Origin of the sequence: Pseudomonas sp. GZD-222 (assembly GCF_049310525.1) — a bacterium.
In the GTDB taxonomy this organism is placed as follows: domain Bacteria; phylum Pseudomonadota; class Gammaproteobacteria; order Pseudomonadales; family Pseudomonadaceae; genus Aquipseudomonas.
The window spans coordinates 1-13,066 of record NZ_JBMOWO010000098.1 but is presented as its reverse complement, the minus strand read 5'-3'; the positions used below and the strand labels follow the sequence as shown (position 1 = coordinate 13,066).

At 60.8% G+C, this 13,066-nt stretch carries 12 protein-coding genes, 1 other RNA gene and 1 pseudogene; 2 read left to right on the top strand and 12 right to left on the bottom strand.

Annotation, left to right across the window (positions count from 1 at the left end):
* Nucleotides 1-65 precede the first annotated feature (65 nt).
* From ACO6VD_RS18640 to ACO6VD_RS18630, 3 genes are all read right to left on the bottom strand, one after another.
* Nucleotides 66-2,534, bottom strand: coding sequence for a TonB-dependent siderophore receptor (locus tag ACO6VD_RS18640; RefSeq protein ID WP_422421167.1), 2,469 nt, complete (start codon nucleotides 2,532-2,534; stop codon nucleotides 66-68).
* Between the two features lie 104 nt (nucleotides 2,535-2,638).
* Complete coding sequence (locus ACO6VD_RS18635; RefSeq protein ID WP_422421165.1) at nucleotides 2,639-3,586, bottom strand: FecR domain-containing protein; 948 nt, start codon at nucleotides 3,584-3,586, stop codon at nucleotides 2,639-2,641.
* Nucleotides 3,587-4,087 (bottom strand): sigma-70 family RNA polymerase sigma factor, encoded by a 501-nt coding sequence (locus ACO6VD_RS18630; RefSeq protein ID WP_400173859.1) that lies wholly within the window; start codon nucleotides 4,085-4,087, stop codon nucleotides 3,587-3,589.
* A 141-nt stretch (nucleotides 4,088-4,228) separates the two neighbouring features.
* Between ACO6VD_RS18630 and ACO6VD_RS18625 the strand changes: the two genes are divergently transcribed.
* Nucleotides 4,229-5,239 (top strand): zinc-dependent alcohol dehydrogenase family protein, encoded by a 1,011-nt coding sequence (locus ACO6VD_RS18625; protein WP_422421163.1) that lies wholly within the window; start codon nucleotides 4,229-4,231, stop codon nucleotides 5,237-5,239.
* 48 nt (nucleotides 5,240-5,287) lie between these two features.
* Here ACO6VD_RS18625 and ACO6VD_RS18620 read toward each other — a convergent pair whose 3' ends face one another.
* From ACO6VD_RS18620 to ACO6VD_RS18600, 5 genes are all read right to left on the bottom strand, one after another.
* Nucleotides 5,288-6,148, bottom strand: a complete 861-nt coding sequence (locus ACO6VD_RS18620; RefSeq protein ID WP_422421162.1) for a hypothetical protein — start codon at nucleotides 6,146-6,148, stop codon at nucleotides 5,288-5,290.
* Nucleotides 6,149-6,236: 88 nt separating this feature from the next.
* Nucleotides 6,237-7,493 carry an MFS transporter gene (locus ACO6VD_RS18615; RefSeq protein WP_422421160.1) on the bottom strand — a complete coding sequence of 419 codons (1,257 nt, stop codon included), beginning with the start codon at nucleotides 7,491-7,493 and terminating at the stop codon, nucleotides 6,237-6,239.
* 57 nt (nucleotides 7,494-7,550) lie between these two features.
* Nucleotides 7,551-8,171 (bottom strand): malonic semialdehyde reductase, encoded by a 621-nt coding sequence (locus tag ACO6VD_RS18610; RefSeq protein ID WP_422421158.1) that lies wholly within the window; start codon nucleotides 8,169-8,171, stop codon nucleotides 7,551-7,553.
* On the bottom strand, nucleotides 8,164-9,177 hold the full coding sequence (locus ACO6VD_RS18605) for a 2,4,5-trihydroxytoluene oxygenase (RefSeq protein WP_422421157.1): 1,014 nt from the start codon (nucleotides 9,175-9,177) through the stop codon (nucleotides 8,164-8,166). Before ACO6VD_RS18605 ends, ACO6VD_RS18610 begins: the two co-directional genes overlap by 8 nt.
* A 149-nt stretch (nucleotides 9,178-9,326) precedes the next feature.
* Nucleotides 9,327-10,193, bottom strand: coding sequence for a fumarylacetoacetate hydrolase family protein (locus tag ACO6VD_RS18600; protein ID WP_422421155.1), 867 nt, complete (start codon nucleotides 10,191-10,193; stop codon nucleotides 9,327-9,329).
* 258 nt (nucleotides 10,194-10,451) lie between these two features.
* Between ACO6VD_RS18600 and ACO6VD_RS18595 the strand changes: the two genes are divergently transcribed.
* The gene (locus ACO6VD_RS18595) at nucleotides 10,452-11,060 is read left to right on the top strand and encodes a TetR/AcrR family transcriptional regulator (RefSeq protein WP_422421154.1); all 609 of its coding nucleotides are present in this window, start codon (nucleotides 10,452-10,454) and stop codon (nucleotides 11,058-11,060) included.
* A gap of 18 nt (nucleotides 11,061-11,078) precedes the next feature.
* Here the strand turns inward: ACO6VD_RS18595 and ACO6VD_RS18590 are convergent, their stop codons facing one another.
* The 4 genes and pseudogenes from ACO6VD_RS18590 to ACO6VD_RS18575 form a co-directional block, all read right to left on the bottom strand.
* Nucleotides 11,079-11,681, bottom strand: a complete 603-nt coding sequence (locus ACO6VD_RS18590; protein WP_422421152.1) for a TetR/AcrR family transcriptional regulator — start codon at nucleotides 11,679-11,681, stop codon at nucleotides 11,079-11,081.
* A 234-nt stretch (nucleotides 11,682-11,915) separates the two neighbouring features.
* Nucleotides 11,916-12,307, bottom strand: a transfer-messenger RNA (tmRNA) gene (gene ssrA / locus ACO6VD_RS18585).
* A 98-nt stretch (nucleotides 12,308-12,405) separates the two neighbouring features.
* The gene (locus ACO6VD_RS18580) at nucleotides 12,406-12,693 is read right to left on the bottom strand and encodes a hypothetical protein (RefSeq protein ID WP_400170307.1); all 288 of its coding nucleotides are present in this window, start codon (nucleotides 12,691-12,693) and stop codon (nucleotides 12,406-12,408) included.
* A gap of 203 nt (nucleotides 12,694-12,896) precedes the next feature.
* A pseudogene (locus tag ACO6VD_RS18575) lies at nucleotides 12,897-13,066 on the bottom strand (IS110 family transposase); the annotation flags it as partial.

Below are 13,066 nucleotides of genomic sequence, written 5' to 3'. Positions count from 1 at the left end.
CTCGCCTTCCCCCCCCCCCCACCCCACCTTCCCGTCCCTCCCCTTCCCCCCCCCGCGATGATGACTCAGAAGTCCCAGCGCGTGGTCAGCATGACATTGCGCGGCTCGCCGTAGTACGTCGTGTCGAAGTTGCCAAGCCCGCTCAGGTAACGCTTGTCGAACACGTTGTTGGCGTTGACCGTGAAGCTCAGGTGCTCGTCGTACTGGTAGCGGGTCATCAGATCGACCAGGGTGTAGCCGCCCTGCTTGATGAAGGTGTAGTCGGCGGCCGTTACGCTGTAGATCTTGCCGTAGAACGCGCTCTGCCAGTTAACCCCACCACCGACAGTAACCTTGTCCAGCATCCCAGGCAGACGGTAGGTGGTGAACACGCGCACCAGGTGCTCAGGCTTGCTGGTACTCATCGGGAAGCCGTAGATGTGCTGTTCATCGGCATCGCGGGAGCGGGCATAGGTATAACCGGCCGAGAGGTTCCAGCCTTCCATCAGCTCACCGGCGACTTCCAGCTCCACACCTTTGGTGGTTGCGCCGCTGGTGGCCTTGTAAATGCCTTCGTTGGTTTGCGGGTTGGTACCAACGGACTCGGCGACGTTGTCCTGTTCGATGCGGAACACGGCCAGGCTGGCGTTGAGCCTGCCGTCGAAGTAAGCCGCTTTCAAACCGGCTTCATAGCTGTCGCCTTCGACCGGGTCGAGGGTGGCGCCGTTGATGTCCTTGTTGCTCTGCGGCTGATAGATCGAGGTGTAGCTGGTGTACACCGAGTAGGTGTCGTTCAGGTCATACACCACACCGGCGTAGGGTGTGACCACACCATGTTGCTTGTAGCCGGTCGAACTGTCCGTGAACATCGGGTTCAGACCGTCGTAATCGTAGTCATCGCTGTACTTGAAGGTGCTGACACGGGTGCCGAGGATGACCGAGAGGTCGTCAGTTGGGCGCAAGCGAGTGGCGAAGTAGGCGCCGTTCTGGCTTTTTTTCTGTTCGTACTTCCCGTTCTTGGGAAAGTCAGGCACGCCGATGTCACCGTTCCAGTCGAAGATGCTGCCCGGCAGCACACCGCCTCCGAGGGTATCCCAGGTGGCGCCGGTCTGGCGTGCGTTCGAAGTGTTGAAGCCGACCACCAGATCGTGCTGGCGACCGAACAGACTGAACGGGCCGGAGAGGTTCAGGTCGGCACTGTTCTGCACTCGATGGCCTTCCCAGCGGCCCCAGATAACGCCCATGCCGTTACCGTCGCGATCCGGAGAACCGCTGGCTGATGCCAGGCGGGTGTCATGGTCGCTTTGCAATTGGTTGACGCTGAGTTTGAGCGACCAGTCATTGGCCAGTGCCTGTTCCAGGGAGGCGAAGTACGTGCGGTTCTGGAAGTCGCGTCGGCTCCAGTCGGCACCGGTGTTCAATGAGCGCGGGAAATCGGTACGGCCACCATCTGTGTAGTACACCGGGTTACCGGTCCAGGAGGTGCCGCGCGGTGTGGTGGTCTGTTGGTCGATGCCAACGGTCAGTAATGTGTCAGGGGTGATGTCGGCTTCAAGAATGCCGTAATACACCTCTTTCTTTTGCTCGTAATGATCCTGGTAGCCGTTCTTGTCCTGATTTGCCCCGACGAAGCGACCGCGCAGAGTGCCAGTGCTGTTCAACGGGCCGGAAATATCGCCTTCACCGCGATAGTTGTCCCAGCTGCCAGCGCTGCCAGTGAGCGATGCCTGGAACTGCGCGGTGGGTTTCTTGCGGATCAGGTTGACGGTGGCCGAAGGATCGCCGGAGCCTGTCATCAGGCCGGTCGCGCCCTTGAGCACTTCAACCCGATCGTAAATGGCCATGTCGACATGGGCGGTGCCCTCGTCGTACACGCCGTCATAGATGGTGTTGACCCCGTCGTATTGGTAGTTGGTGATCACCAGGCCGCGGCTGGTGAACTCTTTACGGTCGCTATCGTAAGTCTGGGTCGAGACACCGGGGGTATTGCGCAGCACATCCGAGATGCTCTGGGCACCCTGGTCATCCATCAACTGTCGGGTGACGACGGTAATGGATTGCGGTGTTTCACGGATCGACAACGGCAGCTTAGTAGCGGTACGGCTGGCGGCGGTGGTGTAGGACCCTGTGTTCTCCGTGGTTTCGCCAAGGAGCTGGCCGTTGATGCTGGTCGCCCCCAATTCCAGGACGTCACCGCTGCTGACCGGCACCAGTACGTAACCGCCGTTGGTCTGGCGCTGGGCCTGCAGGCCGCTGCCTTGCAGCAGGCGCGCCAGGCCTTCTTCCGCCGAATAGTTGCCCTGCAGCCCGGCCGATTGTTTTCCCTGGGTCTGGCGGGCATCGAACGACAGGGTGATGTTGGCGCGCGTGGCGAACAAGCTCAGGTTGGTACCCAGCGCCCCCGGAGCGATCTGGAAGCTCTTGCTGGCGCTCTGTGCCATGGCCTGCGTTGGCAGCAACGCCAGCATCGGCAGCGGGGCCAGGGTCAGGCCGAACAATGCCAGGTGAACGGCGCGAACCAGTGGGCGGGGTGCCCGGGGGCAGGTGCGGGACATGCAGGATTTCCTTCGATTGGCTGGGCAGAGGTGCAGCTGGATTTGCTGCTTTAACTGCGTAGCCGAATGAGAATGAAAATCGGCAACCCATTTGTTGGAATTTTTCACACTGATTCGATGCTGACCCAGTAACGGGTCATGTAGCGCACCTTGACCGGCAACGAAGCGGTGAGGTTTTCCAGGATGGTATCGGTGTCGTCGATGCGAAACGCACCGGACAGACGCAAGTCGGCAATACCTGGGGCGCAGCGCACAATGCCCGGACGATAGCGGCTCAGCTCGCTGACAAAGTCAGCCAGTCGCCACTCGATCACCGTCAACATACCCTGGGTCCAGGCACCCGTACCGGGCGTTGCACTATGCGCACTGCCGATCTGCCGTTGGTCGAAGCTGGCGGATTGCCCGGCGTCCAGACGCAGCATCAGCAACGGGTTATCCACAGGGTGAATCTCCACGGCGTGTTGCAACACGCTGACCCGGCTCTGCCCCGCGTCGCTGCGTACGCTGAACTGGGTGCCCAAGGCGCGGACCCGGCCTTCGGCGGTGTGCACCTCGAAGGGACGGCCAGCCGGATCGCTGGCGGTCTGCACCATGATCTCGCCGTGGTACAGACGTAACTGACGCTGTAGGCCGTCAAAGTGCACATCGACGGCACTGTCGGTGTTGAGTTCCAGCTGGCTGCCATCGCTGAGCTTGACCTGGCGCCGCTGGCCTTTGCCGGTGCGCAGTTCGGCCATCAGCGCCTGGGCCGGATCGCTTTCGCGCACGGCCCAGCCCGTGGCGCCAACGGCCATGAGCATTGCCAGGGTCTTGAGCACCGCGCGCCGACGCGCGCGTACACCGGCCAGGGTCGGCAGCGCGACATCGGCGGGCAGGCTGCCGAACTGACGCTGCAGCTTTTCTACCCGCGCCCAGGCCTGGGCATGCGCCTGGCTTTTACCCAGCCAGTCCTGCCAGGCCTTGAGCTGGGCATCATTGGGCTGCGCAGCGTTGAGCTGCACATACCAAGTCGCAGCGGCTTCCAGGGTGCGGTAATCCAGGGCTTGAGCCATTCAGTCGTCCGTCAGCAGCAGGCAGTGGGTCATGGCGCGGATCAGGTGCTTCTTCACCGTGGTGACCGAAATATCCAGGCGCTCGGCGGTGGCGACGTAGCTCAGGCCTTCAAGCTGCACGGCCAGAAAGATCCGCCGGGTACGCTCGCCCAAGCCATCCAGCAGCGTGTCCACAGCCACCAGGGTTTCGAGGATCAACAGGCGGGTTTCCGGCGAGTCGGCCAGGCGTTCCGGGCGGTTTGCCAGTTCGGCCAGGTAAGCCTGCTCCAGCGCCTTGCGGCGGAATTTGTCGATCATCAGCGCATGGGCAATGGCGCCCAGATAGCTGCGCGGCTCGCGAATGGTCTGGGCATTACGCGCGGTCAACACTCGGATAAAGGTGTCCTGGGCCAGGTCAGCGGCATCGCTGGCATTACCCAGGCGGGCGCGTAGCCAGTTTTTCAGCCATCCGTGGTGTTCGCTATAGAGCGTATGCAGAGCAGCATGATCGGGAGCGGGCATAAACGGCAACCAGCGCAGTAATTGATAATTAGTCGCATTATTGTTGTTTATCTGGATGTTTCGCAAGAGCTGGTGCTTGACCGGTGCAAAGTCGAGGCGAAGACTGGTCAGCTCTTTACCGGATCCAACCAGGAGGTTCGCATGACCAACAAGGCTATCTACGTTCAGGCGGGCGGCGGTTACGACAAGGTTCAAGTCGGCACCAGCGAGGCGGCTGCACCCCAGGCCGGCGAGATCAGCGTGCGGCTGCACGCCAACTCGCTCAACTATCATGACTTCGCCGTGGTCAGTGGCATGTGGGGACCGAGCGAGTCGCGCATCCCGATGGCTGACGGTGCCGGTGTGGTCACTGCGGTCGGTGCTGGCGTCAGCGAGTTCGCCGTGGGCGATGCGGTGGTCAGCACCTTCTTCCCGGACTGGCTGGACGGCCAGGCACTGGTGGAAGGTTTTGCCACGGTGCCAGGTGATGGCATCGACGGTTACGCCCGCGAGCAGGTGACCGCGCGGGCCACGTCGTTCACCCATGCCCCCAAGGGCTACAGCCATGCCGAGGCGGCCACCCTGACCACTGCCGGGCTGACAGCCTGGCGTGCGCTGATGGCGGACGATTCGCTCAAGCCGGGCGATACCGTGCTGGTGCAAGGCACCGGCGGCGTGTCGATCTTCGCCCTGCAATTTGCCAAGCTGGCTGGCGCCACGGTGATCGCCACCTCGTCCAGTGACGAAAAACTCGAACGCCTCAAGGCCATGGGCGCCGATCACCTGATCAACTACCGCAAGACCCCGGCCTGGGGTGAGACGGTACGCCAGCTCACCGGCAATCGGGGTGTTGATCACGTCATCGAAGTCGGCGGCCCGGCGACACTGGAGCAGTCGATGATTGCCGCACGTATTGGCGGGCACATTTCGCTGATCGGCATTCTCACCGGCGTTGCCGGCCAGTTGCCGCTGGTCCAGGCGCTGGTACGCCAGATCCGTCTGCAAGGTGTACTGGTCGGCAGCCGGGCACAGCAGCAAGCGATGGTGCGGGCAATCGATGCCAATGGCTTGCGTCCGGTGATCGACAAGACCTTCGCTCTGGAGCAGATCGTCGATGCGTTCCGCTACCAGGAAAGCAACCAGCATTTCGGTAAGATCTGCCTGGAGTTCTGATCGTTCCTCAAGGCCCGGGCGACAGTCGCCCGGGCTTTTTTGTGGCCTTTAGAAATGCCACTCCACGTGCAGGGTTGGTGCCGAGGTATGGGTACCGGGTTTGCCGTGCGAGCCGTACTTGTGCCGCCAGTATTCATAGCCTGGCCCGATCATCAGGGTGTTCTTGCTGCCGAAGGTCAGTTGCCCGACATCGACCATCAGGGACGTGCGAATCTGGGTTTCCTCCGAGGTGTCGGCCTTGAAGTAGTCCTTGCCTTTGTCGGTCTTGTACATGGCAAAGCCCTGGAACTTGAGAGGCACGCCACCCAGCTGAAACGGTATGCCCCAGACCGCATGCAACAGGTAGTGCGGGTCGAAGTCGATGTTCTCGGTGGCACAACTTGATACACCGCAGTGGTTCCATTCGTAGGCATACAACAGGCTGACATCCAGGTAGCCGGGTACATCGAACTTGAGTGTCGGACCGACTTCCAGCATGCGCTTGCGGTTGGCGAACTCGGTGTTCTTGTAGTTGAGTTCGATGCCTGTGGTCAGCGCCACTTCCTTGACCGGGCCAAAGGCCAGTGAACGCTCGAACACCTTGCCCAGAAACAGCTGGTGGCGGTACACCAGATAACCCTCGGTGGCCCCGGAGTGGCTGTCCTTCTTCGGGTCGTTGTGATCCGAGCGCAGCACATCCAGGTTGAAGAAGTGCTGTCCCAGTGAGTATCCGCTGACATGGCCCAACTGCAGGATGTTCTTTTTCACCTTGTCGGGGACACCCGGTTCGGTGAAATCAGTACCGTAGCGATAACCGATGAAGGTGTCGCTCCAGGTCATGGCCTGCACACTGGCGGCCAGGAACAGGACGAGGCTGGCGAGTAAAACCTTGAAAGAGCGTTTTTGTAATTGTTGTACGTTCAGGGTCATGAGCAATTCTCGGCATGCAGTGGTCCGTGCCCGGTGCGCAGAGGACGCCGGACAGGCCAGGGCTTGAGAGGTAGAGGGTGGGGGCGGTTTACCTGCCGCTGGCAGACGCCTCGACAGTGCTGCCTTCGGCACCAAGCGCGTAGTCCGCCGGCATGAAGAACATGCTCAGGGTGGCGACGGCGAAGAATCCGGCGCACACCAGCAGTCCCAGCGCCAAGCTGTAGCTGGCGGCAATACTGCTCAGCAACAACGGAGCGAATGCCGCCAGACCCCGGCCGAAGTTGAAGCAGAAGCCGGCACCTAAGGTGCGCACCCGCACAGGGAACTGCGCACTGAAGTAAGAGGCGAACAGGCTGGCGAAGGCATAGAAGAAGGCATACACCGGCCCCAGCCAGAACAGCAGGTTGTTCTCCCGGGTTTGCGAGTAGATCGCCAGCATCACCGCGCATCCCAGTAGCGACAGCAGGGTGGCGTTGCGTTTGCCGATATGGTCGGCAATCAGGCCGAAGGCGTTGATACCGATGAAGGCGCCGACATTGAGCATGGCAATGAAGCTGGACATCACACTGACGTTCAACCCTCGCTCTTGCACCAGATAGGTCGGTAACCAGGTGCTGGCGCCCCAGAAACCGATGACCGCACAAGTAGCAGCGAAGGTTCCGATTAATGTCAGACGGCGCAGTTGCGGGGCGAAGATCTCGCTGATCGACACCTGGGCAGTGACATTGGCGCAATGCTGGCGTTGCGCTTTGCTGGCTTTCCATTCGGCCGATTCCGGCACGAACAGGAAGATGTACAGCACCGGGATCAATGTCGAGATACCCGCGAGCAGAAACAGCAACGGCCAGTTGGGCAGCAGCGCGCCGGCCAGCAATGCAGCGATGCCTGCGCCGACCGGGAACGAGCTGAGGACGAAGCCGGTCGCGCGGGCGCGTTGATGAGGGGGCCAGGTTTCGCAGATATAGGCCGAGACAATGCCCCAGACACCGCCCAAGCCAATCCCGGACAAGAACCGCAACAACAGCAACAGCCCCCAGTCGCGGGTGCTGGCGACCAGCATGGTCAGGCTGCCGAAGATGATCAGCGACGCGAGCAACGCCTTGCGCCGGCCGAAGTTGTCCGAGTACCAACCGGTGGTGACGCCGCTCAGACCGATGCCCAGCAGCGTCGCCGAGGCGAGCATGCCGGCATCGTTGATGCTCAGTTCGAGGTCCTGGCGCATCACTGGCAGGGCAATGGTCAGCAGAATGATTTCCATGGCGTCGAACAGGTAGGCGAGAAAGCCGCCGATCAGTACGTGCCAACGTGACGGGCCACTACGCCCGAGGGTGTGGGTAGATGACATGTGAGTTCTCCTGCGATTGTTGTTTTTGTTTTGATGCAAGGCTGTGCACGACAAGGTTCAGAGCAGTACGCAGGCCTCCTCGAAGGTCAGTCGCGGGCTGCGCGGAAACAGTTGCTGGTGGTCGCCATAACCCAGGTTGCAGATGAAGTTGGATTTCACCCGGCCAGTGACGCAGTGGCTGTCCTGTTGTTGGGGTGAGAAAAAGGCCTGGTCGACTTTGGCCTCGTCGAAGCCCGACAGCGGCCCGCAATCCAGTCCCAATGCCCGTGCAGCGAGGATGAAATAGCCGCCTTGCAGCGAGCTGTTGCGCAGCGCGGTGGTCTGGATCAGCTGCGGTTGCCCGGCAAACCAGTCACGCACTCCGGGGTTGTGCGGGAATAGCCGTGGCAGTTGTTCGTGGAAGTCCAGGTCGTAGCCGATGATTGCTGTCACCGGTGCCTGCAGGGTCTTTTCCACGTTGCCGGGATTGAGGGCTGGCAGCAGGCGCTGCTTGGCTTCGGGGCTGCGCAAGAACAGGATGCGCGCCGGGCAACTGTTGGCACTGGTGGGCCCCCAGCGCACCAGGTCGTAGAGTGTTCTGAGTGTTGCATCACTGACCGCCTGATCGCGCCAGGCGTTATGGCTGCGGGCGTTGCGAAACAGCAGGTCGAGTCCGTCTGCGGAAAGGTGATCATTCATGAGCGTCTCCTTGCAGGTGGCGCTGGCGGGCTTGAGTGGAACGCGGCGTCAGCTGCGCTGAGTCCTGCGTACCGCCGAGGAAGTACTCCACCGACATCGGCGGTCCCCATTGGTACAGGCTGGAGTCGCAAGCGGCGGTGGCATTGGTGGGCGACTGGTGGTTGAACAAGTCGCCGTCGGTGAAGTGCTCGATCAGGTTGCCGGACGGGTCGCGCCAGTAATCGAAAATCTGGCTGCCCAGTACATGCCGGCCCACGCCCCAGAACGGGCTCCACTGTTGTGCGGTCATCCAGGCGTGGCCCATGCACTGGGCGTCGAAGTCCTGGACCTCGAACGAGGCGTGGTGAACAAAATCGTGATCGGCCTGGAACAGCGCAATGGTGTGGTGATCGGTCCATTGCGGGCCGCGGTTCAGGCGCAGGAAGGCGGCGCTCGGGCAACTGTGATCCGCGCCATCCACGATCAGGTCCGAGGGCAGCATGTGCAGCACCTGGCAGTACCACTGCAGCAGGCTGTGCATATCCTTCACGCCAATGGCCACATGCCCCAGGCGCAGTACCTGGGCAGGGCCCTTGCCCGGGCGCTGAACATCGCCAAAGCGTTGCTTGTGCTGCGCCGAATTGAGCGTCAGCGCTGCGCGCACGGGCATGGGTTCGACCGGGGTGATGCCATGGACCAGCTCGATGCGTCGCCCGGAGGGGTCATGCAGCACTACGCAGTGACCACCACCAGGGGCGTTCAGTGTCTGGATCGGTGATGCGCCGGGCAGGTCCTGAGCGGCTTGCAGGTCTGCGAAGCGTTCCACGGCGAAGGCAATTGCGGCAAAGCCCGGTTCTGCCGACTGTTCGATCACATACACATAGGGCAGGGGGCCGGCGCCGCGCAGGTACACGCGCTGTTCGCTGCGGTGGGCGACGACCAGGCCAAAGTCGAGCAAAAAGCGTTCGATGGACTCAAGGTCGGTATGGCGGTAGACAACGTGATTGACATCTTTGAGCTGCAACACGGTAGATCCTCCTCAGCCCGTGCGCGGACCAGGCGAACGGGCATCATCCGGATGAGAAAGGCAAACCCCGGGCGGCCGGGGGCGCGGGCCAGCGTATGGCCCGGTCAGTTGCACGATTGGCAATACCGCCCGAAAGGCTCGGGCGTTGGTCAGCCGCTGGCGGCTTCGGCGGCGATCGGGTTGCTGAGGGTGCCGATGCCTTCGATCTCGACCGTGCACAGATCGCCCGGCTTCATGTACAGCGCTGGCTTGCGCGCCCAGCCGATACCGGCCGGGGTACCGCTGACGATCAGGTCGCCGGGCTCCAGGGTGAGGGCTTCACTGAGCACCGTGATCAGTTCGGCGACATCGAAGACCATGTCGGCGGTGTTGGCCTGCTGGACAATTTCGCCATTCAGACGCGTCACCAGTCCCAGGCCGTTGGCCCCAGCGGGTAACTCATCGGCACTGACGAACACCGGGCCGAAGGCGCCCGTGGCATCGAAGTTTTTGCCGATGGTCCATTGCGGCGATTTGAACTGATAGTCGCGCACCGATGCTTCATTGAAGATCGAATAACCGGCCACGTGTTCCAGGGCGTGTGCCCGGTCGATATGGCGGCCACCCTTGCCGATGATCACCGCCAGTTCACCCTCGTAATCCAGTTGTTCGGAGACGCGCGGGCGAATGATCGGCTCGTCACCCCCAATCAGTGTCGAGGCGAAGCGTGGGAAGAAGGTCGGGTACGTCGGCTGCTCGTAGGGGCTTTCCTTGGTGTGCTCGGCATAGTTGAGGCCGACACAGATGATTTTGCCTGGCCGGGTCAAGGGCGGTAGCAGGCGAATGGCGGAGCGCTCGATCTGCCTTGAACTGCTCAGCACCCGGTGCGCCGCCTCAAGTGCGCCACGGCCGTTGCCAAGCAGGTGGTGCAGCGAGCCGGGGTAGCCGGGCTCATCGGCGGTCATGCCGTGCAACAGACCATTGTGTTCGACAGCCAGTCCCTGCTGCACGCCATCGCTGAAGTGGACAAAACGCATGATCACTACCTCTGTTGTTGTTCTTGGGGGGTAATCGGTCAGAGCTTTTTGGTACGGTACGTTACCGTACCCTTTTGCCGAATTTGGACTGAAACGCGAAGATCGTCAATGGTCGTGTCGGTCTTTTTTGGAATATCCAGATGTGCTGCTATGCCTGACGATCACACCGCAAGGCTGGAAGGCCGATGGGCAGCGGGGTACTCTGTTGCCCATCAGTCCAATTCGCCGGAACGTTGCATTCCGGTCAGGCGCGGGTGCATGGAACGTCCAAGGCAAGTGGAAAAACGGCAGAACATTCTTGGCGCTGCCACCGAAATGTTTCTTGAAGAGGGCTACGCCGGGGTCAGTGTCGACGCCATCATCGCCCGTATCGGCGGCTCCAAGCGGACGCTCTACGCCTATTTCGGCGGCAAGGAAGGGTTGTTCGCGGCGATTGTCGCGCAGTTGTGTGAGGACATCGTCAATCCCCTGACCCACATGGACCTCAAGCACCAGTCACTGCGTGATGCCTTGTCGACCATTGCCCACACCTTCCTCGACGTGGTGCTCGATCCGCGGACCATCGCCTTGCACCGCTTGATCGTCGCCGAGGCACTACGTGCGCCAGAGGCGGCCCGCTCATTCTTCGATGCTGCGCCGGGTACGGCGTACCGTTGTCTGTGTGATTACTTTGCCTGGGCCGAAGCGGCTGGCCTGGTCATTCCGGGCGAGGCGCGAACCCGCGCAATCATCTTTCTCGATGCACTGACCGGCAACTTCCAGCTGCGCTGCTTGTTGGGTTTGCAGGAGGTGCCGTTGCAGGCAGAGCGAGAGGCGCTGATCGATGAGGCGATCGCGGTGTTTATCCAGGGCCTGGCAGCGAAGTAGGTAGCTACAGGAGAGGTGTTAAACGGTCTTGCCGCTGGCGATCATGCCCAGGGCACAACGCGTGAGCACCTCTGCCAGGTGATGCTCGCTGGTCTTCATGTCATCCCACAGTGACTGGCCGTACAGCATGCCAATCACTGCATGGGTGGTAAGACTGATTTCATCCTCAAACTTGGCTTTCACCTGATACTCATCGGCAACAATCGCCTTTAGCAGTGCCCAATAAGCGGCTTTCAACCGCTGGGCCTGCAGCTTGTGCTCTTCGCTCAGGTTGACGAACTCTCGGCTCACCAGTACCAACCTGTACTTGTCATTCAGGCTGAAGCTGACGAACGCTTGAACAAAGCGGCGAACCCGTTCAGAGGGGGTGCTGGCACCTTTCATCCGCCGCTTGGTATCCGCCAGCAGGTCCGACAGGGCTGACTCGATAAGTTCGAACAACAGGCATTGTTTGTTCTCGATGTGGTGATACAGAGAGCCGGCATGTAGCCCGACGTAGCCGGCCAGGTCACGTAGTCCGATAGCCTGGAAACCACGTGTGGCAAACAGCTCTATCGCAGCGTCAAGCAGGCGGTCACGGGCGCTGAGTGGGGGATTGGCTGATGCAATGGCTGCAAGCATGGGGGACCCCTCAATCAATGGGCCGGTGTAGGAACCGGTAGCGATGAAGGGCAGTTGAATCACCATGCCCCAAGGCATGGACAACGATACCGGGCTGTTCCATCCGCCGTATCGTCCATCTGGAGCAGAAAGCGCAGGAATGTCGTAGCGGTCCCCGGTCACCCCGCGCCGCCCTGACAGGCACAAAAAAGGCACTTGCGAGATTCGCCAAGTGCCTGATTTGTTTATCGTGTTTGGTGGAACCGGGGGGATTTGAACCCCCGTCCGCCAGTGTTCCGCTTTCGGTACTACATGCTTAGCCGTGTCTATTGAGTTAATCCGCAGCCGCCCGACGGGCAGGGTGCTTTGGACGAGTTGTGTAAGTTTTAGCCGCTTCGTCCACAACGTACTGCACGGCGATCCTGTTCTGTATGACAATCACTTCGGGTTTACAGGCATCCCCTAGTGATTGCTGGAGCCGAAGCTACCAGGAGAGCGGGCTCAGCTGCTTACGCAGCGAGAGCGTAACCCTCGTAGTTTTCGTCATTGGCAACTATAGAAAGTTGCAACAGTGGATTTACGAGTTCTGTTACCAACTCGGCATGCACCTAGAGTTTCACTACCGGCGTCGAATCCTAATCGGCCCCATTTTCTGCTCTAGAAGCGTTTTTCAACGCTCAGGGCAAAGTATACGCCATCGGTCGGGCGACGTCGACTGCTGGTCTGACGTCCCCGTTCTGTTGCGTTACTCGCCAGTCCCACCATTGCTGCTCTTTTCGGTTTTTTCAAGGCTATCCAGGGCCTTGGTGGTGATGGCAATGCAGTCTTTGGTGTTGCCCGCCGCCTGAGCCGCCTTGGCCTCTTTGACTTGGTCGGCGACATTTTCACTCGTATTTTCGGAGGTGGCGCCGGCAGTTGCCGTGGCGTCGTCGATTTTCTGCAGGTTCAGTGCGCAGAGGTCGTCAGCCGCAAACACAGGTGAGGCAAGCAGTGCGGCGGCAATGAACAGTCCGGTAATCGCAGTACGCTTCATGTGAGTCTCCTTGGCAGGAACGGTCTCGGGACGAGGCCTTAATCGATGGACTGCGCGGGTTGCCAGGGGTTCAGGTGAATGTGTAGGAGCAACTGTCTGTCACCTGGTTAACTGTAGGAGCTGGCGATAGCCGGCGATGGGGCGCGTAGCGCCCCTGGCCCAGCTATCCCGGGCATCGCTAGCAACCACGGATTCAACCGCCTTCAAGTCAGCTGCTCGCGCCACGGTGTTCCGCTTTTGAGCATGGCATTCAATCGCACGATCAATACCCGCATGCAGGCAATCACCGCTACCTTCGCGCATTTCCCTCGCGCGCGCAGCGCGTTGTAGCGCGTGCCGAAGTCCTTGTTGTGCCGAATAACGATCCAACAGG

Coding starts and splice junctions, on each gene's coding strand:
- ACO6VD_RS18610 (WP_422421158.1), bottom strand. CDS start 8,171: ATGAATGATCACCTTTCCGCAGACGGACTCGACCTGCTGTTTCGCAAC.
- ACO6VD_RS18595 (WP_422421154.1), top strand. CDS start 10,452: ATGGAACGTCCAAGGCAAGTGGAAAAACGGCAGAACATTCTTGGCGCT.
- ACO6VD_RS18640 (WP_422421167.1), bottom strand. CDS start 2,534: ATGTCCCGCACCTGCCCCCGGGCACCCCGCCCACTGGTTCGCGCCGTT.
- ACO6VD_RS18600 (WP_422421155.1), bottom strand. CDS start 10,193: ATGCGTTTTGTCCACTTCAGCGATGGCGTGCAGCAGGGACTGGCTGTC.
- ACO6VD_RS18635 (WP_422421165.1), bottom strand. CDS start 3,586: ATGGCTCAAGCCCTGGATTACCGCACCCTGGAAGCCGCTGCGACTTGG.
- ACO6VD_RS18615 (WP_422421160.1), bottom strand. CDS start 7,493: ATGTCATCTACCCACACCCTCGGGCGTAGTGGCCCGTCACGTTGGCAC.
- ACO6VD_RS18590 (WP_422421152.1), bottom strand. CDS start 11,681: ATGCTTGCAGCCATTGCATCAGCCAATCCCCCACTCAGCGCCCGTGAC.
- ACO6VD_RS18620 (WP_422421162.1), bottom strand. CDS start 6,148: ATGACCCTGAACGTACAACAATTACAAAAACGCTCTTTCAAGGTTTTA.
- ACO6VD_RS18625 (WP_422421163.1), top strand. CDS start 4,229: ATGACCAACAAGGCTATCTACGTTCAGGCGGGCGGCGGTTACGACAAG.
- ACO6VD_RS18630 (WP_400173859.1), bottom strand. CDS start 4,087: ATGCCCGCTCCCGATCATGCTGCTCTGCATACGCTCTATAGCGAACAC.
- ACO6VD_RS18580 (WP_400170307.1), bottom strand. CDS start 12,693: ATGAAGCGTACTGCGATTACCGGACTGTTCATTGCCGCCGCACTGCTT.